Here is a 19,024-nt window from a genome sequence, read left to right as displayed (position 1 = left end):
ACCGCTGATATTGATGACTGTTGTTTTGGGTAAATTAGCCATATCACTATTGCTGAGTTTAATAACAACCGCATTGCTTTTCTGGAAAGAGAAACTAAATGATTTTATTGCCAATAACAGCCAATTTGCCATTTTGGGTAGTTGGGTACTTCTTCGCCTGCTTCCGTTTGCGTTGGTTTACTGGGTTTTAGGATATACAGTTAAATCTGATGTTGTTTTCTTTTATAACACAGCCAAACAGGCTTTAGATGGCCTCATTGTATACCGCGACTTCTGGCAGCCATACTCGCCGTTGTTCCCTTATTTTAATGCCTTGGCACTGGCCATAATTGACGCCCCGGAGTCTATCATTTTTTTAATGATGATATACGAATTACTGGCGGTGTATGTCACCAGGCCTTTGGTTAACTATCGTTATTCGGCCTTTTACATTATCTTGTATTTTTCTCTTCCCGCACCACTCATTTTCCTCATCTTTGGTGGGCAGGAAGACATCTTTCTATGGCTATTTATCGCATTAGCGCTATGGTGTTATAAAAAATACAACAATGCCCTCTATGCAGGCATTGTGCTGGGTATTGGTATAGCATGTACCAAAATTCTGCTCATTATACCTGTAATTCTTTTACTTATATTTTCAAAGGCACGTTTAAAATTACTCTCAGGTTTACTAATTATTGGCATTCCAGCTATTGCCATCATGTTTTATCTGGCCGGCGATAAAATCCTGGCTCCATTACAGCTAGGCGACCTACCATTTGCACCCAACCTGATGAGCATCCTAAGCCCTTTTATTGGTGGGTTTAAGCCCGATAACACATTGCTCAACTGGGGAGGGCTAGGTATTATTATTGCTGTGGCAGCCTACTGCCTGCGTAATCTGAAACCTTATAGCGAGTCTAAACTGTTGATATTTGCGTTCATAATCACCAATATGATAACCATTATTGTACATAAGAATTCGCTGCCGAATTATCTTTACACTATCTTGTTACCGGTTATATACTTTTTTGGTGAGACATTCAAACCCAGACAATGGGCCTTAATGATATTACTGAATATTACAGGAGCCGTTCAGCCCTCGTTCTGGTATTGTCTGGGAGGTGCCTACTACGACTCATTTGGTAGTCTTTCTTTAATGAATTGGGTAGAATATTGCCTGCAGATAATCTATCTGGGTGTTTGTATCTATTTTGCTTACTTCTTCAGCCGTATTTCAGACGGTGAAGTAAAAGCCTTGCTACCGCAAGACTAAGCCTTTGCTTTCAGCTTCTCCTGCTTCTCTAACTCTCTTATCTTGGCATCTACCAGAAACCTGAACCAAAAGCCTTGCAGGAAGTGGAAAAGGCGACCAGATGTAGTTTCAAGGAATCCTAGTCTGATTACGAAACGGTAAAAGAAATAAATCATTGGCCGTATAAATAATGGCAGATTCCACCAGATTTTTTTTAAAAACGCGGTGCGTTCGTCTGGGTTACCCAGCAAATTTGGTGTCAGTGTTTGTTCGCGCAGCCCTTTTTTGCGTTGAAACTCCTCCTGGGCTGTCAGATTACTATAGCGTATTTGTTTGGTAAGCCAGAAATCAATATCATGTTCTTTCAGGTTGTCTTCAATCAGCACCTCGTTCTTCCAGATAATTGATTTACCCTCAACAATAAACCGATGATCCATATTCTCGTTTAAGTCAGACCATCCCTTCCCATTTCTGAACATCTTCAACATATAAAAATTCCTGTAACCTCCGTACTTCAACCTTTCGCCCTGAAAATAATTATGCCGGTTAAAATAGATACCATTTACGCCAGCAGGTACATCTTTATCAGAAAATGTTCTTAGCTTATGAAGCAATTCTTCTGAGGGATACTGGTCAGCGTCAAGGCCGATAATCCAGGGAGTTGAAATGAGACAATTTTTTAACGCAAAGTCCCATTGTTTCGGATGGTTCTCAAATGTATTTACTTTCACCACTGCACCGTATTCTTCTGCTATTGCCACCGTATCATCAGTACTGCCAGAGTCTATCACAAAAACGGGAGCATTGATACCAACGACTTTCGATAACAACCTTCTTAAATGAACGGACTCGTTGTAGGTGAGAATAATAAATGAAATATCGCTCATAGTTAAAGAATACAAGGAACAAATGATTATAAAACCAAGCGGTAAAATTAGCAAATATCATACTGCAAAACCAAACAATATTAAGCCATTGGCAGAACCACCTTAAAGCCGCATACTGTATAGGCAATAAAAAAGCCCCCGGAATTTCCGGAGGCCTTCTTTATAAGATTGAGCATCTTAAGCTTCTTTATTCTCTTCGCCAGCAGCCGGAGTTTCCTCTTGCGCAGGCGCTGCTTCTGCTGTTGGTTCAGCTTCAGCTACTACTGCAGGAGTTTCTTCAACTACTTCAGCCGATGACTCATCTGCTGTTGCTACTGGAGCTACTTCAGCTGTGTCGGTAGATTTTTTACCACCACGACGGCTACGACGTGTTTTAGCAGATTTTTCCTCAACGGCTGTTAATAGAGCTTCGTTGTAATCAACCAACTCAATCAGAGCCACTTCGGCGTTGTCACCAAAACGAGTTCCTAATTTAATGATACGAGTATAACCACCGTTACGGTTAGCTACTTTTTCTGCAATCTCACCAAAAAGAGTTTTGATAGACTCTTTATCTTGCAAATAAGAGAATACCATACGACGTGAGTGAGTTGTATCATTTTTTGCCTTTGTAATAATAGGCTCTACATATTTACGCAATTCTTTGGCTTTAGCTAAAGTTGTTTCAATACGTTTGTGCTGAATTAAAGAAATGGCAAGGTTTTTTAACAAGGCATCTCTGTGCGAATGGGTTCTGCCTAAGTGATTGGTTTTGTTACCGTGTCTCATTGTAGTATATTTCGTAAGTAACGGTCAAAATAACCTACGCAGTCTTGGTTACTCCACCTATTACGATTGATAAAATTTAAATTCGAATACTGCGGTTTCGAGGATATACAAAAATTCCCCTTAGGATGAATAAACATCAGAAGGGGAAAAATCAGAATCAATCTTCGTCTAATTTGTATTTCGTTACGTCCATACCAAAGTGAAGACCTTTGTCGGCAACCAGTTGCTCTAACTCAGTCAACGACTTCTTACCGAAATTGCGGAACTTCATCATGTCGGCTACTTCCAGTCTTGCAAGGTCGCCTAACGTACGAATATCCGCCGATTTCAAACAGTTGTATGCACGAACCGACAAATCCAAATCCTGTAGAGAAGTCTTCAACAGCTTACGCATGTGCAAGAATTCTTCATCAACAATATTGTCTTCATCATCTTTCTTGGTATCAAACACCATATTCTCGTCAGTGAACTTCAAGAAGTGCTGAATCAGAATATGTGCAGCTTCCTGCAAAGCTCTTTCCGGGTGGATAGAACCATCGGTTTTGATTTCAAGCAAAAGTTTTTCGTAGTCAGTCCGCTGTTCAACACGGGTATTTTCAATGCTATACTTCACATTTTTGATGGGGGTATAGATTGAATCAACCGATATAAAACCAATTGGTAAATCAGTTTGTTTGTGCTCTTCAGCAGAAACATAACCACGTCCTTTATCTACTATAATTTCAACTTCTATTTCTCTTTGATCGTCCAAACGGGCAATAACCAAATCAGGATTCAGAATCTGAAAACTTTGTGTAAATTTGCCCAGGTCGCCAGCAGTTAGTATACTTTGATTTTTTACTCTGACGGTGAACTTATTATCTACATAATCTGAGACTTTCTTGAAACGAACCATTTTAAGGTTTAAGATGATTTCCGTCACATCATCTACAACCCCTTCAATGCTCGAAAATTCGTGTAATACCCCGGGAAATCTTACAGCCGTGATTGCGTAACCTTCAAGAGAGGATAACAAAATACGACGTAGGGCGTTCCCGATGGTCACACCATACCCTCTTTCAAGTGGCTTAAACTCGAAAAAGCCATGGAAGTCGTCTGCTTTTTCCATGACTACCTTGTCAGGCATTTGAAATGCTAATATTGACATACGTATGCAGTGTGTTTGTTTTCGTTAACGAAAAGGGTGGTTAGCTATACCCACCAATAAAAAAACGTAGCTGTGCCACCACCGATTTTGTCGGCAATGGCACAACTATTATACAAATATTATTTGTTATACAACTCGACGATGGCCTGTTCGTTGAAGTTTTCAGGAATCTGATCACGCTCAGGGAAGTTGATAAATTTACCAACCATTTCAGCGCTATCCCACTCCAACCAGTTATAACGTTTGGCATTACGAGCTTTCAAACTTTCAGAGATTGCTTCAAGAGCTTTTGATTTTTCACGCACACCTACCAATTGACCCGGTTTCAATATTAGCGACGGGATATTAAGAACTTCACCATCTACAATAATATGACGGTGAGTAACCAACTGACGGGCAGCACGACGTGTAGGAGCTATACCTAAACGATATACGGTGTTGTCAAGACGTGCTTCGCACAATTTAAGAAGGTTTTCACCTGTACGCCCTTGTTTTACTGATGCTAAATGGAAAAAACGAGCAAACTGACGCTCTAAGATACCATAAGTGTACTTAACTTTTTGCTTTTCTATTAGCTGTTGGCCGTACTCTGATTTTTTACCTTTACGTCCTTTACCATGTTGGCCAGGAGCGTAATTCTTTTTGCTTAATGCTTTGCTGGCGCCCATTACCGGTTCACCAAACTTTCTTGAAATTCTAACTTTCGGACCTGTGTATCTTGCCATTTGTGATTGATTTAAGCGAAGTAAAGATTGATTAGCCCCAATGTCCAAACTATCAATCGATATAGTATTTCACGACTATTTTATTACTTCGGATGCCTGTGCTGCAGGCCAATTGATAAATATAAAAATTAATAAACAGAAGAATGAAAATTTCAAATCAATACTGAAAAAATCAGATAATTTAATAAATTTCCATTCTTCTGCCAAGTACTAAACTCTTCTGCGTTTTGGAGGACGACAGCCGTTGTGCGGTAGTGGAGTTACGTCAGTTATTGAAGTAACCTCAATACCTGAACTCTGTACCGTACGAATAGCTGACTCACGACCAGCGCCAGGGCCTTTTACGAATACTTCAGCCTTACGCATACCGGCATCATAAGCTACCTGAGCACAGTTTTGTGCTGCCATCTGTGCTGCATAAGGGGTATTTTTCTTAGAACCCTTAAAACCCATCTTACCAGCAGAAGCCCAGGAAATTACCTGACCCTGGCTATTGGTAATAGAGATAATAATATTATTGAAAGAAGCCCTAACGTGAACCTGACCAACAGGCTCCACAATCACTACTCTTTTTTTTGCTTTATCTTTTCTTTTAGCTTGTGCCATTGTGACAAACAGTGTTAAATGATAGGCAATACAGAAATACCTGTATTCTGTTCGATTTTACCCCCGTTACTCGTAAAATCCGGATTCGTATCTGTTCAGGATACCCGGGGAATACCCTAAGAGGGATTACTTCGTAGCTTTCTTCTTGTTTGCTACAGTCTTACGTTTACCTTTACGGGTACGTGAGTTGTTCTTGGTACGTTGTCCGCGTAATGGAAGACCTTTACGGTGACGAACGCCACGGTAGCAACCAATGTCCATCAAACGTTTAATGGCAAGCTGTACCTCAGAACGCAACTGTCCTTCAACAGTTAGTTCCTCACTGATAATACCACGAATGGCATTTGCTTCTGCGTCGTTCCACTCACCTGCTTTTTTATCAAAGCTAACATTAGCTTTTTCTAAAATTTTCTGTGATGAACTACGACCAATACCGTAGATGTACGTAAGGGCGATCTCGCCTCTTTTCTTGTCTGGGATGTCAACACCTGCAATCCTCATAGATAATTAACCTTGTCTTTGTTTAAACTTCGGATTTTTTTTGTTAATAACGTAAATTTTACCCTTACGACGGATAACTTTACATTCAGCACTGCGCTTCTTTACTGATGCTTTAACTTTCATAATGAATTTAAAACCACCCCTAACCCCATAAGGGGAACTTTGTTAGAAGTTTTCATGCTTTGGGGTTATTTACAATACATGAAACTTTCATTATAAAACTATAAAATTATCGCCTTTAGTTCCTTAACCCCATTTAGGCCCGGTGCTACTTATAACGATAAGTAATTCGTGCTTTAGTCAAATCATAAGGAGACATCTCTAACCTTACCTTATCGCCTGGAAGAATCCGAATGTAATTCATTCTCATCTTTCCTGAGATATGGGCAACCAGTTCGTGCTTGTTCTCCAGACGCACACGGAACATGGCGTTGGATAGAGCCTCTGTGATGATGCCGTCTACTTCAATATTTGCTTGTTTTGCCATATGCTTTCAATTGCGTCAAAAACTTTATTGTTATGAACGCTGGTACCTTATGCAACTTGTAATTTTTTCTTGGCTAATACTTCTTCTATGTATTCAAAGGTAGTGAGGATTTCACCCGCTCCCTTTCTGACTACAATAGTATGCTCAAAGTGAGCTGCCTGTTTACGGTCTTCGGTTCTGATGGTCCAGCCATCGTTCTCCTGAACAACCGACCTGCGCCCCAGGGTAATCATTGGTTCTATTGCCAGTACCATTCCTTCCTGCAGTTTCGGACCATTGCCACGTTTACCAAAGTTTGGTACTTCCGGAGCCTCGTGTAAGAACTTACCCACACCATGCCCTACTAATTCGCGTACAACACCATAACCAAGTTTTTCACTATAATCTTGTACTGCAAAACTAATATCTCCTACTCTGTTACCCGTTTTAGCTTGTTCTATACCTTTGTAAAGCGATTCGCAAGTATGTTTCAATAGGTCAGCAACTTCTTTAGCTATATTACCAACAGCATAAGTATAGGCGCTGTCTGCATGATATCCATCTTTATAAACGCCACAATCAACCGAAACGATATCACCCTCTTTTAATGCTCTGTTACTCGGTATGCCGTGAACAACAACATCATTTACAGAAATACAGAGCGAAGAAGGAAACTTAAGACCTCCTACATCATAACCTAAAAAAGAAGGGTGAGCCTTATGGTCTTTAATATAATCGTAAGCTACTTTATCAAGTTCCTTAGTTGTTACACCAGGTGCAATTAACTTTGCTACTTCTGCCTGAGCCTTGCCTAAAATCTGGCCGTTATTACGGATAATTTCTAACTCTTCGTCCGATTTAATATATATAATTCTATCCCTTTTGCTCATGGCTTAAATCTCCTATCAGATAGATACGGTTGAAACAGCCTGACGACCCTGAATACGTCCTGATTGCATCAGACCTTCATATCGTTTCATTAACAAATAACTTTCAATTTGCTGCAGGGTATCAAGCACAACACCAACCAGAATCAGAAGCGATGTACCACCAAAGAATGAAGCAAAATTCTGGGTCATTCCTAACAAACCGGCAAGTGCAGGCAAGATGGCAATTACTGCTAAAAGAACTCCCCCAGGCAATGTGATTCGATCTAGCACATTGGCAATAAAATCAGATGTTGGCTGACCAGGCTTAACCCCCGGAATAAACCCACCACCACGTCTCATATCATCTGCAATCTGATTAGGATTAATCGAAATGGCAGTATAAAAGAATGTGAAACCAATGATAAGTACTGCGTATATTAAACAATACTGCCATGAAGTTGGACTGTTCATAATGATAGCCCAGTCTTGAAAAGTATCATTTTTTGTGCTTTCCGCCAGATAATTAAGTATTAACCCCGGGATAAACATCAAGGCCTGACCAAAAATGATGGGCATTACTCCGGCAATATTTAATTTTAATGGTAAATATTGGCGCTGACCTGTAACTACTTTGTTACCTACTATTTGCTTGGCATATTGTACGGGTATACGACGAGTTGCCTGCGTGATAGCCACTGCAAACAAAACAACCATAAACAACGCTACAATCTCAATAACAAAGAATAAGACCTGGCCGCTTCCGGCTCTTGAGGTAGCTTCACCAAAAATAGCACCGGGAAGTCTTGAAACGATACCAATCATAATCATCATTGATATGCCGTTGCCAATACCCTTTTCAGTCATACGCTCACCTAGCCACATACACATGACAGTACCTGCTACTATCAACAAGACAGAACTAATGTAGAATAGCCCCTGGCCTACCAATATTGCATCTGTCGGTATAGTAGTCTGAACATAAGTAAAACCCTGAGCCGCTGCTACCGCTATGGTTACCCAGCGTGTTATCTGGTTTAATTTTCTTCTACCTGACTCGCCCTCTTTCTGCAATTTGCTGAAATAAGGAAGTGCTAATGTTAATAACTGAATAGCAATAGAAGCTGAAATATATGGCATAATACCTAGTGCCATAATTGAAGCATTTTTGAATGCACCACCAACCAATGTATTTAAAAGACCTAACAAACCGTTATTTGCTGTTAAATCTTTTAGCTTCGCTACATCAACACCCGGTAAAACTACGTGGGAACCGACACGGAAAATAACTATTATCAAGAGAGTCTGAAGAATACGCTTCCTCAATTCTTCTATTGACCAAATGTTCTTGAGTGTTGTTAAAAATTTGTTCATTTTGTTAGGAAAAACAAGGCTTAAGGTTGAAATTGCTTAGTTCCTTCAGGGTATATGAGTACTTCAGCTACGTTTAATCAAACTAATTACTGCCAGTTGTATCTGGCTTAAATGACAACTAACTGAAAATCAACCAATTAGGTTATTTAACTTAAATAGAATCGCTGCTAAATCTGCAAAGCTAACGATTCTATTGTTATAAAGCAAATCAGTATTTTAGGATTCTTAAACCCAGATTACTAATTAATAGTTTCCTTCAATTGCTTTGACACCTGTGCAGCATTAATTAAGACTTATACCTTAGGCAGCCACTTCAGAGCCGGCAGGGTTAAATGTAGCATCCACAGTTGCCGAACCACCTGCTTTCTCGATAGCTGCAATAGCTGTTGCCGAGAACGCGTTAGCCTTCAAATCAACCTTTGCTGTCAACTCACCACGACCCAGGATTTTAACAAGATCAGACTTGGACGTCAATCCATTATTGTACAAGAAACCTAAATCGATTTTGGTAGAACCAGTTTTTTCAACCAAAGCCTGAATGGTATCAAGGTTGATGGCTTTGTACTCTACTCTGTTTATATTTTTAAAGCCAAATTTAGGAACACGGCGTTGCAATGGCATCTGACCACCCTCAAAACCACGCTTCTGGCTGTAACCTGAACGAGATTTTGCACCTTTATGACCACGTTTAGCAGTACCGCCACCGCCTGAACCATGTCCGCGACCTACTCTGTCGTTTGCTTTAACTGAACCTTTTGCAGGTTGTAATGAACTTAATTTCATTGTAATTCGACTATTAATCGGTTAAAAATACGCAATTCCGACTTTCGGAATCACTCGGCTACGCCTACCCAAAACCCATAAAGGGAGAATTAATTATGCTTCTTCAATCACTAACAAGTGTTGAACCTTGTTAATCATGCCTTGCATAGCAGGGTTTAATTCTTTTTCTACAGTACGATTAAGTTTGCCTAGACCTAAAGCCGCGATAGTACGCTTTTGTACTTCTGGTCTGCCAATAGTACTTCTTACCTGAGTAATTTTTACCTTTGCCATTTTTGTTATGAGCTATAAGCTTTTCACTTGAAGCAGTAAGCATAAGTAAACAAACTTTTACCTACCACAATAAGCTGGGCGCTATTATCCGTTAAATACTTTTGTCATTTTAACACTACGCTGGAACGCCACGGCATGAGGTGCGCGCATCTGGCTTAAAGCATCAATAGTTGCCTTAACCACGTTGTGAGGGTTTGATGAACCTTTAGATTTTGCCAATACATTATGTATACCGGCTGCTTCTAATACGGCACGCATCGCACCGCCGGCAATAATACCGGTACCAGGCGCTGCAGGTTTAACAAACACAAAACCACCTGAGAATTTACCGTGAATTTCGTGAGGAACGGTGTCATTGATTACAGGCACAGATACCAGATTTTTCTTAGCGTCTTCAATAGCTTTAGCAATCGCATCTGTTACTTCATTTGCTTTACCAAGGCCTTGTCCTACAACACCTTTACCGTCGCCTAACACAACGATTGCCGAGAAACTAAAACGACGACCCCCTTTCACCACCTTGGCTACACGGTTGATGGCTACTACTCTTTCTTTGAGTTCTGCCTCGTTTACTTTTGCTTTATTCATTGATTCAGAATTGCAAGATTAGAATTTCAAACCGCCTTCTCTGGCACCTTCTGCCAAGGCTTTAATGTTACCATGATACAAATAACCATTACGGTCAAACACACAGGCTTCGATACCTTTTTCAGTAGCGATTTCAGCTAGTTTTTTACCTACTTCTTTAGAGTTATCAACTTTCACACCCTTCAATCCTAAACCCGAAGTAGATGCAGAAGCTAAAGTTACACCTTTAGTATCGTCAATCAACTGAGCGTATATGGCTGTATTTGAGCGAAACACCGACAAACGCGGTCTTTCAGGTGTACCTGAAACTTTACTGCGGATGCTCCACTTAATTTTTTGTCTTCTATCAGTTTTAACACTTGACATTGTTATAAATATTTTGAGACCTTGAAACGCATTTCGCCGTCTGAGATGTCTAATGATTATTTCTTCTTACCAGAGGTTTTACCAGCTTTGCGACGAACCACTTCACCAACAAAACGTACACCTTTTCCTTTGTAAGGCTCAACCTTACGCAGAGATCTGATTTTTGAAGCAACCAGACCAATCAACTGCTTGTCAGTACCTTCCAGTGTAACAAGCGGGTTTTTACCTTTCTCCATAGCGGTTGTTACTTTCAACTCTTCAGGAACCACAAAATAAACATTGTGCGAGAATCCTAAGCTAAGGTCTAGTACGTTTCCGTTGTTAGCAGCCTTATAACCTACACCGACAATCTCCATTGAAGTTTTGTATCCTGTGCTTACACCAATTACCATGTTGTTAAGCAATGAACGATACAGTCCATGTAAGGCTTTATGACGTTTCTGTTCGGTTGGTCTTTCAACTTTCAGTTCGTTGTTTTCTACCCCTATTGTAATATCGGGGTCAACTTTTTGAGTGAGAGTTCCTTTCGGTCCTTTTACTGTTACCACGTTAGAGTCATCCACCGTGATGCTTACACCGCTTGGAATAGCAACTGGCTTTTTACCAATTCTTGACATTTTTTTTAAGTTTAAGGCTTCATGACACTTTCGCTGAGAAGCGAGTTATCAAGAGCGGTCAACAATTAATTTAATTAGCTTGCAGAAAACTGCAAATAGATTGGGTATAATAACAAGTACTGGTACTTATTAATATACGTAGCACAATACTTCACCCCCTACTTTCAATGAACGGGCTTCTTTGTCGGTCATTACACCTTTCGAAGTTGAAAGGATAGCAACGCCTAATCCGTTAAGAACGCGTGGAATATCAGTTGTACCGGCGTATTTACGTAAACCTGGTTTAGAAACACGTTTCAGTTCAACAATTGCTGACTGTTTCGTTACCGGATTATACTTCAACGCAATTTTGATAACGCCCTGCGGGCCTGTTTCTTCAAATTTATAGCTTTGAATAAAACCTTTATCGTACAGTACTTGTGTAATCGCTTTTTTGATGTTCGAAGCAGGAATTTCTACCACTCTATGACGCGCCTTGATGGCATTTCTGATTCTGGTAAGGAAGTCTGCTATTGGATCCGTTGTAATCATTTTGCTGTTTAATTTTGGATACCTAAGCCAACATTGAGCAGTATCGCGAGCGCGACTTTCTCAATTGGGCTGCAAAATTAGAAAATATTTTTTATATAATGATATGTATGCAAGAAAATATTATCTGGCAAAATTAATATTCCTGAATAATTAGTATTTATTCAGGAAATTCTACCAAACAACTTCATTGCTTACCAAGATGCTTTTGTAACACCCGGAATTAAACCTTTTGATGCCATCTCGCGGAAGGTAACACGGTTAATACCGAATTTGCGCATATAACCTCTTGGACGACCAGTTAACTTACAACGGTTATGTAATCTAACCGGTGAAGCATTACGAGGTAATTTATCCAAAGCGGCATAGTCATTAGCTTCTTTTAAAGCGGCACGTTTGGCGGCATATCTTGCTACTGTAGCCTCTTTTTTTCTATCTCTTGCTTTAATTGATTCTTTTGCCATTGTAAGACTTTTGATTAAGCTGATTTCAAAGACTTAAATCTCTGTTAAGATTATTTTTTGCTGCTTGCAAATGGAAGACCCATTTCTTTTAATAATTCGTAAGCTTCAGTATCGGTTGGCGCCGAAGTAACGAAAGTTATATCCATACCCTGGATTTTCGAAATTTTATCAATCGATATCTCAGGGAAAATAATTTGCTCCTTAATACCAAAGGTATAATTTCCACGACCATCAAAACCTTTATCACTGATACCTTTGAAGTCTCTCACACGTGGAAGCGCAATAGCACAAAGACGGTCAAGGAATTCGTACATTTTCTCTCCGCGAAGTGTTACTTTCACACCAATCGGCATGTTTTCACGAAGTTTGAAGTTCGAAACCGCTTTCTTAGATAAAGTTGCTACGGCTTTCTGACCTGTGATGTTTGATATCTCTTCCAAGCTGCTGTCGATCAATTTCTTGTCGCCTGTTGCAGCACCCACACCACGGTTAATAACGATTTTCTGCAAGGTTGGAACCTGCATGATAGATTTGTAACCAAACTTTGTTTTCAAAGCTGGTACTACTTCTTTTGAATATTTTTCTCTTAAGCGTGCCATTTTTGTGATTTGCTTTTGGGAGGATTTCCGACCCTCTTCTTTAGCGCCGGCATTACAGCCGACCCTGAGTTATTAAATAAACTTACCGGTCTTTTTAGAGAAACGTTGCAGTTTGCCATTGTCGTTCTCTTTACGGCCTGTGCGGGTAGTTTCGCCTGTGGCAGGGTCAACCAACGCTACATTGCTGATATGAATAGAACCTGCAAACTCACGGATTTCACCTTGAGGATTTTGTGCCGAAGGTTTCACGTGTCTTTTCTGAATATTTACACCTTCTACAACCACACGTTGTTTCTCGGTGTTAATATCAGTAATTTTACCGCGTTTTCCTTTCGAATTACCTGCAATCACCTCAACTGTGTCGCCAGAGCGTACATGAAGTTTCTGTTGCTTATTGAATTTTCTTTCCATTACTTTTAAATTTGAAAATTTGAATAGTTAAGCATTGGCCAAAGAACTAAAGCTCTCTGTCACAATGGCGGGCTAAGTTTCAGCTTAGTAAACCGCTTTCAAATTAAAGAACTTCAGGAGCCAAAGAAACGATTTTCATGAATTGTTTCTCACGTAATTCACGTGCAACAGGTCCGAAAATACGAGTACCGCGTGGCTCGTCTTGGTTGTTTAATAATACTACTGCGTTGTCTTCAAAACGTATGTACGAACCGTCTTTGCGACGAACCTCTTTAGTGGTTCTAACTACGACAGCTTTTGATACTGTTCCTTTCTTCATGCTTGAAGAAGATAAGGCCGATTTTACGGACACGACAACTTTGTCACCAATTGAAGCATAACGCTTACCTGTTCCGCCCAATACACGGATCACAAGCACTTCTTTTGCTCCACTATTATCGGCAACACCTGCTCTTGATTCTTGCTGTAACATTGTCTTAATTTTTGGCTACAGGCGTATAAGCCAATAGCTATTAGCTTTAAATTACTTCGCTTTTTCTACGATTTCTACTAATCTCCAATTCTTGTTCTTGCTCAATGGGCGAGTCTCCTGAATCTTCACGGTATCACCGATACCAGCTTCATTTTTCTCGTCATGGAACATGAACTTCTTGGTTTTGAGCATGAACTTTCCGTATTTCGGATGTTTCAATTTACGAACTACAGCTACAACGCCCGATTTATCCATCTTGTTGCTAACTACCGTTCCGATACGCTCTTTTCTAAGATTTCTTTCCATTGTTCTTATACTTAATTCCTGCAATACAGGGTATTTGATTATTAACGGGCATTCAATTCTGTCAACATTTGAGCAATCAATCTGCGAGATTGACGAATACGCATCGGATTTTCGATAGGCGTGATAGCATGAGCAAACTTCAACTTGTTGATTCTGTCTTTCTCAACTGATATGCTTTGCTGCAATTGCTCAACTGACAATGCTTGGATTTCTGACTTTTTCATTTGATTATTGAATGAATGAATGAGTTGCCTCATTCAGGTTATCATCACAGTATTAACTCACTGCGAATTATTCTGCATCTTCCTGATAATCTCTACGTACCACAAACTTGGTTTGTACTGGCAATTTCTGAGCTGCCAGACGAAGAGCTTCATTGGCTACTGCCAAAGGCACACCGGTTGCTTCGAAAAGAATGGTACCTGGTTTTACACTGGCAACCCAGTACTCAGGAGCACCTTTACCTTTACCCATACGTACCTCAAGAGGTTTTTTGGTGATAGGTTTATCAGGGAAAATACGAATCCATACCTGACCTTCACGTTTCATTGCACGGGTAACCCCGATACGAGCTGCCTCAATCTGACGCGAGGTGATTCGACCCGGCTCTAGAGATTTGATAGCGAATGTTCCGAATGCAATCTCGTGTCCGCGTGTTGCGAGACCCTTGATTCTGCCTTTCTGCTGCTTACGGAATTTGGTTCTTCTTGGTTGTAACATGACGCTATTATGTTATCAGCACTATGTGCTTAGTTTCAAGTTTCAAATATTTTAAGTTTCAAGAATCATATTTCCGTAAAGAAACCTAAAACCTGAAACTCAAAACTATTTATCTTCTGTTGTTATTACCTCTGTTATTGTTATTGTTGCGGTTTCCGCCACCACGATTGTTGTTACGGTTGCGGTCTCTGTCTCCACCTCCTCTGTTATCGTCACGTCCGCCACCTCTTCTGTCATCACGTCCGCCACCTCTACGGTCGTCGCGTCCGCCACGTCCACCGGCTGATGCACCTTCGCCACCTCTTTCGTTAGCTGATGATGCTGCACCTCCTGCCGGAGTTAAATCACGCTTACCAAATACTTCGCCTTTGAATACCCAAACTTTGATACCGATTTTACCATATACCGTAAGGGCTTCTGATACTGCATAATCAATATCAGCACGAAGTGTATGAAGCGGGATACGTCCTTCTTTATACATCTCATTACGGGCCATTTCAGCACCTGCCAAACGACCACCTAATTTTACTTTAATACCTTGCGCACCTACACGAACAGCGGCCTGAATGGCTTGTTTCATGGCACGACGGTAAGAAATACGAGCCTCTAATTGTTGAGCAATAGATTCGCCAATCAATTTGGCATCCAACTCAGGGCGTTTGATTTCGTAGATGTTGATCTGAACGTCTTTGCCGGTCAGTTTTTTCAACTCTTCTTTAATCTTATCAACTTCGTTACCACCTTTTCCGATTACAACACCCGGACGGGCCGTATGGATAGTAAGAGTGATACGTTTCAAGGTACGCTCGATAACTACTTTCGAGATCGCTCCTTTAGGGATACGTGCTGCCACGTATTTACGGATTTCTTGGTCTTCGACAAGCTTCTCAGCGAATGTTTTGCCACCATACCAGTTAGATTCCCAACCTCTGATGTAGCCAAGTCTTAGACCGACAGGATTAACTTTTTGTCCCATTAGTTATTATTTGCTTATTATGGCATTACGCCATATTCATTTTGGTGCGATACGAGTAGTATATCGTTCGCTTATTAATAATTAAACTGCACTATCAACTACAATAGTAAGGTGATGAGAACGTTTACGAACTCTGTATGCACGCCCTTGAGGTGCCGGTCTTAAACGTTTAATCATACGTCCACCATCAATGAAGATTGACTTAACAACAAGTTCTGCATCTTCAATTTTCTGGTCTTCGTTCTTTTGTTGCCAGTTAGCTACCGCTGATAACAAGACCTTCTTGATAACAGGTGAGGCATGTTGAGGTTGAAAGCTCAATATACCCAGCGCTTGGCTCACCTTTTTACCTCTGATCAGGTCTGCAACCAGTCTTGCCTTACGTGGCGAGGTAGGATAATCACTTAATTTTGCTACTGCTTCCATTTTTTACAAATGTACAATTATTATCTTTTTCCTTTATCTTTCTTTGCTATGTGACCACGGAAGTTACGCGTTGGAGAGAACTCTCCCAATTTGTGCCCTACCATGTTATCAGTTACATATACCGGAATAAATTTATTGCCGTTATGTACTGCGAAAGTATGTCCAATGAAATCAGGAGAAATCATTGAGCGACGCGACCATGTTTTGATGACTGACTTTTTACCTGAGTTGTTCATATCAACAACTTTTTTCTCAAGGCGGTAATCAATATATGGTCCTTTTTTTAGTGAGCGTGCCATAAATACTTATCTAGATTCTTTATTTTGATTATTTACTTCTTCTTGAAATGATTAGCTTACTTGAAGGCTTAGTTTTATCACGAGTCTTCTTACCTTTAGCCAATAAGCCATTACGCGAACGAGGATGACCTCCTGACGCACGGCCTTCACCACCACCCATCGGGTGATCAACCGGGTTCATAGCTACACCTCTTACACGTGGACGAACACCCAACCAACGTTTACGACCGGCTTTACCGTAAGTAACGTTCATGTGGTCTGCATTCGAAACTGTACCTACCGTAGCAATACAAGTAGCAAGTACCATTCTCATTTCACCTGAAGGCATCTTTAATGTTACATATTTGCCGTCTTTTGCCAACACCTGTGCATAAGTACCTGCGCTACGTGCCATCTGGGCACCTTTTCCAGGATGCAACTCAATGTTGTGCACAATTGTACCAAGCGGCATGCTTCCTAATGGAAGAGCATTACCGATTTCAGGAGCAACTGTTTTGCCGGCAATAATTACCTGGCCAACTTTCAAGCCTTGCGGGGCAATGATGTAAGCCTTTTCACCGTCTGTGTATTCTACAAGCGCGATACGTGCAGAACGGTTTGGATCGTACTCAATAGTTTTTACTTCAGCAGAAACATCTACTTTGCTTCTTTTGAAATCTATGATACGATATTTACGTTTGTGGCCACCACCGATGTAACGTGCGGTACGGTGTCCTTCATTATTACGACCACCGGTTCTTTTAATCGTGGTTGTAAGGCTTTTCTCAGGTTTGCTTGCGGTAATCTCTGAGAAATCAGGCGCTACACGATGACGTTGCCCCGGGGTGATTGGTTTTAATTTCTTGATACCCATTTTTACTTAATCTTTTGCAGCCTGTAAGGCTATACCTGAAATTTAATGATGGAACGATTGGCGGATACCCGCTTAACCTTTCTTATAAATTTTCGTAGAAATCAATCATTTCGCCTTCTTTCAAGGTTACAATCGCCTTTTTAAAAGTTGATGTAACACCTGAAGATGCTCTGCTACGAGTCATTCTTGATTTCTTTTTACCGATTTGACGAATCGTGTTTACGTCAGTAACTGAAACGCCATACATCTTCTCTACGGCTTTTGCGATTTGAATTTTGTTCGCATCCATAGCCACTTCAAACACAAACTTGCCTTTTGCAGTGCTCTTTTGCGTTTTTTCAGTGATGATTGGTCTTTTAAGTACACTCATGTTCTTAATTTATTAGCAAAGCTGTTCGCAGCTTTTAGTTCAATATTGATTCTATTTTCGACAAAGCACCTTCGCTAATGATTAACTTATCAGCATTGATTAAGTCATAAGTACTTACTTCGTCTGCACTCAAAACTCTTGTTTTCGGAATGTTACGAGCTGATAAATACACATTGCTATCATAATCAGGCAAAATGAAGAGAGTCTTGCTGCCTGTCAATGACAATGCACTAAGAAATGCTAAGTATGATTTTGTTTTTGGAGACTCAAAAGTAAAATCTTCAATAACTGAGATGTTATTTTCTTTGGCTCTTGCTGAAAGAACTGATTTACGAGCCAGAACTTTTACTTTCTTATTCAATTTGAAGTCGTAATCACGTGGAACAGGTCCGAATACACGACCACCACCTACGAAGGTTGGAGCTTTGGTAGAACCATGACGAGCACCGCCAGAACCTTTTTGACGAACAATTTTCTTAGTTGAACGCGCTATCTCGGCTCTTTGCTTGGCTTTGTGCGTGCCTTGGCGTTGATTTGCCAAATAGTGTTTTACATCCAGGTAAACCACATGTGTATTTGGCTCGATTCCGAAAACATCGTCAGACAAAACTGCCTTACGACCCAAATCTTTTCCGTCTTTGCTTAATACTGATAATTCCATTGTTACTACCGTTTTTTTCGATGTCGTACGGTGTCGACCTGAAGATTTGCTGCCCGCCCTAAAGACAGCTTATTAAAAATCAACCAATAACTCCCCTTTAGGGGCTGGGGGTTATTTTATTTGTGCAAAGTAATGAAACCGTTTTTAGCACCCGGAATTGAACCGCTGATAACGATCAGATTCTGGTCTGATAAAACTTTCAATACTTTAAGATTTTGTACAGTTGTACGTGTGTTACCCATACGGCCGGCCATACGAAGACCTTTAAAAACGCGTGATGGGAACGAGCAGGCTCCGATTGAACCGGGGTGACGACCACGGTTGTGCTGACCGTGCGTTTGACCACCCACACCGCCGAATCCGTGACGTTTTACAACACCCTGGAAACCACGACCTTTTGAGTTACCGGTTGCATCCAAGAAATCGCCTTCTGCAAAAACATCTTCTATACGAATAGTGTCGCCAAGGCTATATTCTTTTTCGAACTCTTTAAACTCAACTAATTTACGCTTAGGCGTTGTGCCTGCTTTTTTGAAATGACCTACCAACGGACGGCTCGTGTTTTTTTCTTTCTTTTCGCCGTAACCTAATTGGATAGCTTTGTAGCCATCTTTTTCTTCGGTACGAACCTGAGTTACAACACAAGGACCTGCCTCAATCAAAGTACAAGGTACTGCTTGGCCATCTGCGTTGAAGATAGTGGTCATGCCAACTTTCTTTCCGATAATTCCAGACATG

The 19,024-nt window shown here is 40.6% G+C and carries 31 protein-coding genes; 1 reads left to right on the top strand and 30 read right to left on the bottom strand.

Annotated elements, in window-relative coordinates; genetic code table 11:
- Positions 1 to 13: 13 nt before the first annotated feature.
- Positions 14 to 1,255 carry a hypothetical protein gene (locus tag C0V77_RS16470; RefSeq protein WP_101727437.1) on the top strand — a complete coding sequence of 414 codons (1,242 nt, stop codon included), beginning with the start codon at positions 14 to 16 and terminating at the stop codon, positions 1,253 to 1,255.
- Here C0V77_RS16470 and C0V77_RS16465 read toward each other — a convergent pair.
- The 30 genes from C0V77_RS16465 to rplC all read right to left on the bottom strand — a co-directional run bounded on the left by C0V77_RS16465 (position 1,252) and on the right by rplC (position 19,023).
- Positions 1,252 to 2,121 (bottom strand): glycosyltransferase family 2 protein, encoded by an 870-nt coding sequence (locus C0V77_RS16465; protein ID WP_101727436.1) that lies wholly within the window; start codon positions 2,119 to 2,121, stop codon positions 1,252 to 1,254. The two genes, C0V77_RS16470 and C0V77_RS16465, sit on opposite strands and share 4 nt — an antisense overlap.
- Before the next feature lie 177 nt (positions 2,122 to 2,298).
- On the bottom strand, positions 2,299 to 2,889 hold the full coding sequence (gene rplQ / locus C0V77_RS16460) for a 50S ribosomal protein L17 (protein ID WP_101727435.1): 591 nt from the start codon (positions 2,887 to 2,889) through the stop codon (positions 2,299 to 2,301).
- Positions 2,890 to 3,046: 157 nt separating this feature from the next.
- Entirely contained in the window at positions 3,047 to 4,036 is a 990-nt protein-coding gene (locus C0V77_RS16455) for a DNA-directed RNA polymerase subunit alpha (protein WP_101727434.1), read from the bottom strand.
- Between the two features lie 119 nt (positions 4,037 to 4,155).
- Entirely contained in the window at positions 4,156 to 4,761 is a 606-nt protein-coding gene (gene rpsD / locus C0V77_RS16450) for a 30S ribosomal protein S4 (RefSeq protein WP_101727433.1), read from the bottom strand.
- Positions 4,762 to 4,971: 210 nt separating this feature from the next.
- Positions 4,972 to 5,367 (bottom strand): 30S ribosomal protein S11, encoded by a 396-nt coding sequence (gene rpsK, locus C0V77_RS16445; protein WP_101727432.1) that lies wholly within the window; start codon positions 5,365 to 5,367, stop codon positions 4,972 to 4,974.
- A 126-nt stretch (positions 5,368 to 5,493) separates the two neighbouring features.
- Complete coding sequence (rpsM, locus tag C0V77_RS16440) at positions 5,494 to 5,868, bottom strand: 30S ribosomal protein S13 (protein ID WP_101727431.1); 375 nt, start codon at positions 5,866 to 5,868, stop codon at positions 5,494 to 5,496.
- A 6-nt stretch (positions 5,869 to 5,874) separates the two neighbouring features.
- Entirely contained in the window at positions 5,875 to 5,991 is a 117-nt protein-coding gene (gene rpmJ / locus C0V77_RS16435) for a 50S ribosomal protein L36 (RefSeq protein WP_015027349.1), read from the bottom strand.
- 145 nt (positions 5,992 to 6,136) lie between these two features.
- On the bottom strand, positions 6,137 to 6,355 hold the full coding sequence (gene infA / locus C0V77_RS16430) for a translation initiation factor IF-1 (RefSeq protein WP_101727430.1): 219 nt from the start codon (positions 6,353 to 6,355) through the stop codon (positions 6,137 to 6,139).
- A 47-nt stretch (positions 6,356 to 6,402) separates the two neighbouring features.
- Entirely contained in the window at positions 6,403 to 7,224 is an 822-nt protein-coding gene (gene map / locus C0V77_RS16425) for a type I methionyl aminopeptidase (RefSeq protein ID WP_173830557.1), read from the bottom strand.
- A gap of 15 nt (positions 7,225 to 7,239) precedes the next feature.
- Positions 7,240 to 8,574 (bottom strand): preprotein translocase subunit SecY, encoded by a 1,335-nt coding sequence (gene secY / locus C0V77_RS16420; protein ID WP_101727429.1) that lies wholly within the window; start codon positions 8,572 to 8,574, stop codon positions 7,240 to 7,242.
- Positions 8,575 to 8,874: 300 nt separating this feature from the next.
- Complete coding sequence (gene rplO, locus C0V77_RS16415; protein ID WP_101727428.1) at positions 8,875 to 9,357, bottom strand: 50S ribosomal protein L15; 483 nt, start codon at positions 9,355 to 9,357, stop codon at positions 8,875 to 8,877.
- 93 nt (positions 9,358 to 9,450) lie between these two features.
- Positions 9,451 to 9,630: a 50S ribosomal protein L30 gene (gene rpmD, locus C0V77_RS16410; protein ID WP_101727427.1), complete on the bottom strand. Its 180-nt coding sequence runs from the start codon at positions 9,628 to 9,630 to the stop codon at positions 9,451 to 9,453.
- An 84-nt stretch (positions 9,631 to 9,714) separates the two neighbouring features.
- Complete coding sequence (rpsE, locus tag C0V77_RS16405; RefSeq protein WP_101727426.1) at positions 9,715 to 10,218, bottom strand: 30S ribosomal protein S5; 504 nt, start codon at positions 10,216 to 10,218, stop codon at positions 9,715 to 9,717.
- A gap of 18 nt (positions 10,219 to 10,236) precedes the next feature.
- Positions 10,237 to 10,584, bottom strand: coding sequence for a 50S ribosomal protein L18 (rplR, locus tag C0V77_RS16400; RefSeq protein WP_101727425.1), 348 nt, complete (start codon positions 10,582 to 10,584; stop codon positions 10,237 to 10,239).
- A 56-nt stretch (positions 10,585 to 10,640) separates the two neighbouring features.
- Complete coding sequence (gene rplF / locus C0V77_RS16395) at positions 10,641 to 11,201, bottom strand: 50S ribosomal protein L6 (protein ID WP_101727424.1); 561 nt, start codon at positions 11,199 to 11,201, stop codon at positions 10,641 to 10,643.
- A gap of 129 nt (positions 11,202 to 11,330) precedes the next feature.
- Positions 11,331 to 11,732 carry a 30S ribosomal protein S8 gene (rpsH, locus tag C0V77_RS16390; RefSeq protein ID WP_173830556.1) on the bottom strand — a complete coding sequence of 134 codons (402 nt, stop codon included), beginning with the start codon at positions 11,730 to 11,732 and terminating at the stop codon, positions 11,331 to 11,333.
- 191 nt (positions 11,733 to 11,923) lie between these two features.
- Complete coding sequence (gene rpsN, locus C0V77_RS16385) at positions 11,924 to 12,193, bottom strand: 30S ribosomal protein S14 (protein ID WP_101727423.1); 270 nt, start codon at positions 12,191 to 12,193, stop codon at positions 11,924 to 11,926.
- A 50-nt stretch (positions 12,194 to 12,243) separates the two neighbouring features.
- Positions 12,244 to 12,792, bottom strand: a complete 549-nt coding sequence (gene rplE, locus C0V77_RS16380; protein ID WP_101727422.1) for a 50S ribosomal protein L5 — start codon at positions 12,790 to 12,792, stop codon at positions 12,244 to 12,246.
- 72 nt (positions 12,793 to 12,864) lie between these two features.
- Positions 12,865 to 13,203: a 50S ribosomal protein L24 gene (gene rplX / locus C0V77_RS16375; RefSeq protein WP_101727421.1), complete on the bottom strand. Its 339-nt coding sequence runs from the start codon at positions 13,201 to 13,203 to the stop codon at positions 12,865 to 12,867.
- Positions 13,204 to 13,306: 103 nt separating this feature from the next.
- Positions 13,307 to 13,675, bottom strand: a complete 369-nt coding sequence (rplN, locus tag C0V77_RS16370) for a 50S ribosomal protein L14 (protein WP_101727420.1) — start codon at positions 13,673 to 13,675, stop codon at positions 13,307 to 13,309.
- A gap of 51 nt (positions 13,676 to 13,726) precedes the next feature.
- Positions 13,727 to 13,981 carry a 30S ribosomal protein S17 gene (rpsQ, locus tag C0V77_RS16365; RefSeq protein WP_101727419.1) on the bottom strand — a complete coding sequence of 85 codons (255 nt, stop codon included), beginning with the start codon at positions 13,979 to 13,981 and terminating at the stop codon, positions 13,727 to 13,729.
- Between the two features lie 41 nt (positions 13,982 to 14,022).
- Complete coding sequence (gene rpmC / locus C0V77_RS16360; protein WP_101727501.1) at positions 14,023 to 14,205, bottom strand: 50S ribosomal protein L29; 183 nt, start codon at positions 14,203 to 14,205, stop codon at positions 14,023 to 14,025.
- A gap of 67 nt (positions 14,206 to 14,272) precedes the next feature.
- The gene (gene rplP / locus C0V77_RS16355) at positions 14,273 to 14,701 is read right to left on the bottom strand and encodes a 50S ribosomal protein L16 (protein WP_101727418.1); all 429 of its coding nucleotides are present in this window, start codon (positions 14,699 to 14,701) and stop codon (positions 14,273 to 14,275) included.
- 109 nt (positions 14,702 to 14,810) lie between these two features.
- On the bottom strand, positions 14,811 to 15,677 hold the full coding sequence (rpsC, locus tag C0V77_RS16350; RefSeq protein ID WP_101727417.1) for a 30S ribosomal protein S3: 867 nt from the start codon (positions 15,675 to 15,677) through the stop codon (positions 14,811 to 14,813).
- Positions 15,678 to 15,758: 81 nt separating this feature from the next.
- Positions 15,759 to 16,103: a 50S ribosomal protein L22 gene (gene rplV, locus C0V77_RS16345; RefSeq protein ID WP_101727416.1), complete on the bottom strand. Its 345-nt coding sequence runs from the start codon at positions 16,101 to 16,103 to the stop codon at positions 15,759 to 15,761.
- 20 nt (positions 16,104 to 16,123) lie between these two features.
- Positions 16,124 to 16,402, bottom strand: a complete 279-nt coding sequence (rpsS, locus tag C0V77_RS16340) for a 30S ribosomal protein S19 (RefSeq protein ID WP_101727415.1) — start codon at positions 16,400 to 16,402, stop codon at positions 16,124 to 16,126.
- 28 nt (positions 16,403 to 16,430) lie between these two features.
- On the bottom strand, positions 16,431 to 17,255 hold the full coding sequence (rplB, locus tag C0V77_RS16335) for a 50S ribosomal protein L2 (protein ID WP_101727414.1): 825 nt from the start codon (positions 17,253 to 17,255) through the stop codon (positions 16,431 to 16,433).
- A gap of 82 nt (positions 17,256 to 17,337) precedes the next feature.
- Positions 17,338 to 17,625, bottom strand: coding sequence for a 50S ribosomal protein L23 (gene rplW / locus C0V77_RS16330; protein WP_101727413.1), 288 nt, complete (start codon positions 17,623 to 17,625; stop codon positions 17,338 to 17,340).
- Between the two features lie 34 nt (positions 17,626 to 17,659).
- The gene (gene rplD, locus C0V77_RS16325; protein ID WP_101727412.1) at positions 17,660 to 18,286 is read right to left on the bottom strand and encodes a 50S ribosomal protein L4; all 627 of its coding nucleotides are present in this window, start codon (positions 18,284 to 18,286) and stop codon (positions 17,660 to 17,662) included.
- A gap of 116 nt (positions 18,287 to 18,402) precedes the next feature.
- Entirely contained in the window at positions 18,403 to 19,023 is a 621-nt protein-coding gene (gene rplC, locus C0V77_RS16320) for a 50S ribosomal protein L3 (RefSeq protein WP_101727411.1), read from the bottom strand.
- Position 19,024 lies beyond the last annotated feature (1 nt).

The sequence above is a fragment of the Emticicia sp. TH156 genome, assembly GCF_002855535.1.
Taxonomy (GTDB): domain Bacteria; phylum Bacteroidota; class Bacteroidia; order Cytophagales; family Spirosomataceae; genus Emticicia; species Emticicia fluvialis.
This window is presented reverse-complemented; position numbering and strand designations above follow the sequence as displayed.

Coding starts and splice junctions, on each gene's coding strand:
- C0V77_RS16470 (WP_101727437.1), top strand. CDS start 14: ATGACTGTTGTTTTGGGTAAATTAGCCATATCACTATTGCTGAGTTTA.
- C0V77_RS16465 (WP_101727436.1), bottom strand. CDS start 2,121: ATGAGCGATATTTCATTTATTATTCTCACCTACAACGAGTCCGTTCAT.
- rplQ (WP_101727435.1), bottom strand. CDS start 2,889: ATGAGACACGGTAACAAAACCAATCACTTAGGCAGAACCCATTCGCAC.
- C0V77_RS16455 (WP_101727434.1), bottom strand. CDS start 4,036: ATGTCAATATTAGCATTTCAAATGCCTGACAAGGTAGTCATGGAAAAA.
- rpsD (WP_101727433.1), bottom strand. CDS start 4,761: ATGGCAAGATACACAGGTCCGAAAGTTAGAATTTCAAGAAAGTTTGGT.
- rpsK (WP_101727432.1), bottom strand. CDS start 5,367: ATGGCACAAGCTAAAAGAAAAGATAAAGCAAAAAAAAGAGTAGTGATT.
- rpsM (WP_101727431.1), bottom strand. CDS start 5,868: ATGAGGATTGCAGGTGTTGACATCCCAGACAAGAAAAGAGGCGAGATC.
- rpmJ (WP_015027349.1), bottom strand. CDS start 5,991: ATGAAAGTTAAAGCATCAGTAAAGAAGCGCAGTGCTGAATGTAAAGTT.
- infA (WP_101727430.1), bottom strand. CDS start 6,355: ATGGCAAAACAAGCAAATATTGAAGTAGACGGCATCATCACAGAGGCT.
- map (WP_173830557.1), bottom strand. CDS start 7,224: ATGAGCAAAAGGGATAGAATTATATATATTAAATCGGACGAAGAGTTA.
- secY (WP_101727429.1), bottom strand. CDS start 8,574: ATGAACAAATTTTTAACAACACTCAAGAACATTTGGTCAATAGAAGAA.
- rplO (WP_101727428.1), bottom strand. CDS start 9,357: ATGAAATTAAGTTCATTACAACCTGCAAAAGGTTCAGTTAAAGCAAAC.
- rpmD (WP_101727427.1), bottom strand. CDS start 9,630: ATGGCAAAGGTAAAAATTACTCAGGTAAGAAGTACTATTGGCAGACCA.
- rpsE (WP_101727426.1), bottom strand. CDS start 10,218: ATGAATAAAGCAAAAGTAAACGAGGCAGAACTCAAAGAAAGAGTAGTA.
- rplR (WP_101727425.1), bottom strand. CDS start 10,584: ATGTCAAGTGTTAAAACTGATAGAAGACAAAAAATTAAGTGGAGCATC.
- rplF (WP_101727424.1), bottom strand. CDS start 11,201: ATGTCAAGAATTGGTAAAAAGCCAGTTGCTATTCCAAGCGGTGTAAGC.
- rpsH (WP_173830556.1), bottom strand. CDS start 11,732: ATGATTACAACGGATCCAATAGCAGACTTCCTTACCAGAATCAGAAAT.
- rpsN (WP_101727423.1), bottom strand. CDS start 12,193: ATGGCAAAAGAATCAATTAAAGCAAGAGATAGAAAAAAAGAGGCTACA.
- rplE (WP_101727422.1), bottom strand. CDS start 12,792: ATGGCACGCTTAAGAGAAAAATATTCAAAAGAAGTAGTACCAGCTTTG.
- rplX (WP_101727421.1), bottom strand. CDS start 13,203: ATGGAAAGAAAATTCAATAAGCAACAGAAACTTCATGTACGCTCTGGC.
- rplN (WP_101727420.1), bottom strand. CDS start 13,675: ATGTTACAGCAAGAATCAAGAGCAGGTGTTGCCGATAATAGTGGAGCA.
- rpsQ (WP_101727419.1), bottom strand. CDS start 13,981: ATGGAAAGAAATCTTAGAAAAGAGCGTATCGGAACGGTAGTTAGCAAC.
- rpmC (WP_101727501.1), bottom strand. CDS start 14,205: ATGAAAAAGTCAGAAATCCAAGCATTGTCAGTTGAGCAATTGCAGCAA.
- rplP (WP_101727418.1), bottom strand. CDS start 14,701: ATGTTACAACCAAGAAGAACCAAATTCCGTAAGCAGCAGAAAGGCAGA.
- rpsC (WP_101727417.1), bottom strand. CDS start 15,677: ATGGGACAAAAAGTTAATCCTGTCGGTCTAAGACTTGGCTACATCAGA.
- rplV (WP_101727416.1), bottom strand. CDS start 16,103: ATGGAAGCAGTAGCAAAATTAAGTGATTATCCTACCTCGCCACGTAAG.
- rpsS (WP_101727415.1), bottom strand. CDS start 16,402: ATGGCACGCTCACTAAAAAAAGGACCATATATTGATTACCGCCTTGAG.
- rplB (WP_101727414.1), bottom strand. CDS start 17,255: ATGGGTATCAAGAAATTAAAACCAATCACCCCGGGGCAACGTCATCGT.
- rplW (WP_101727413.1), bottom strand. CDS start 17,625: ATGAGTGTACTTAAAAGACCAATCATCACTGAAAAAACGCAAAAGAGC.
- rplD (WP_101727412.1), bottom strand. CDS start 18,286: ATGGAATTATCAGTATTAAGCAAAGACGGAAAAGATTTGGGTCGTAAG.
- rplC (WP_101727411.1), bottom strand. CDS start 19,023: ATGTCTGGAATTATCGGAAAGAAAGTTGGCATGACCACTATCTTCAAC.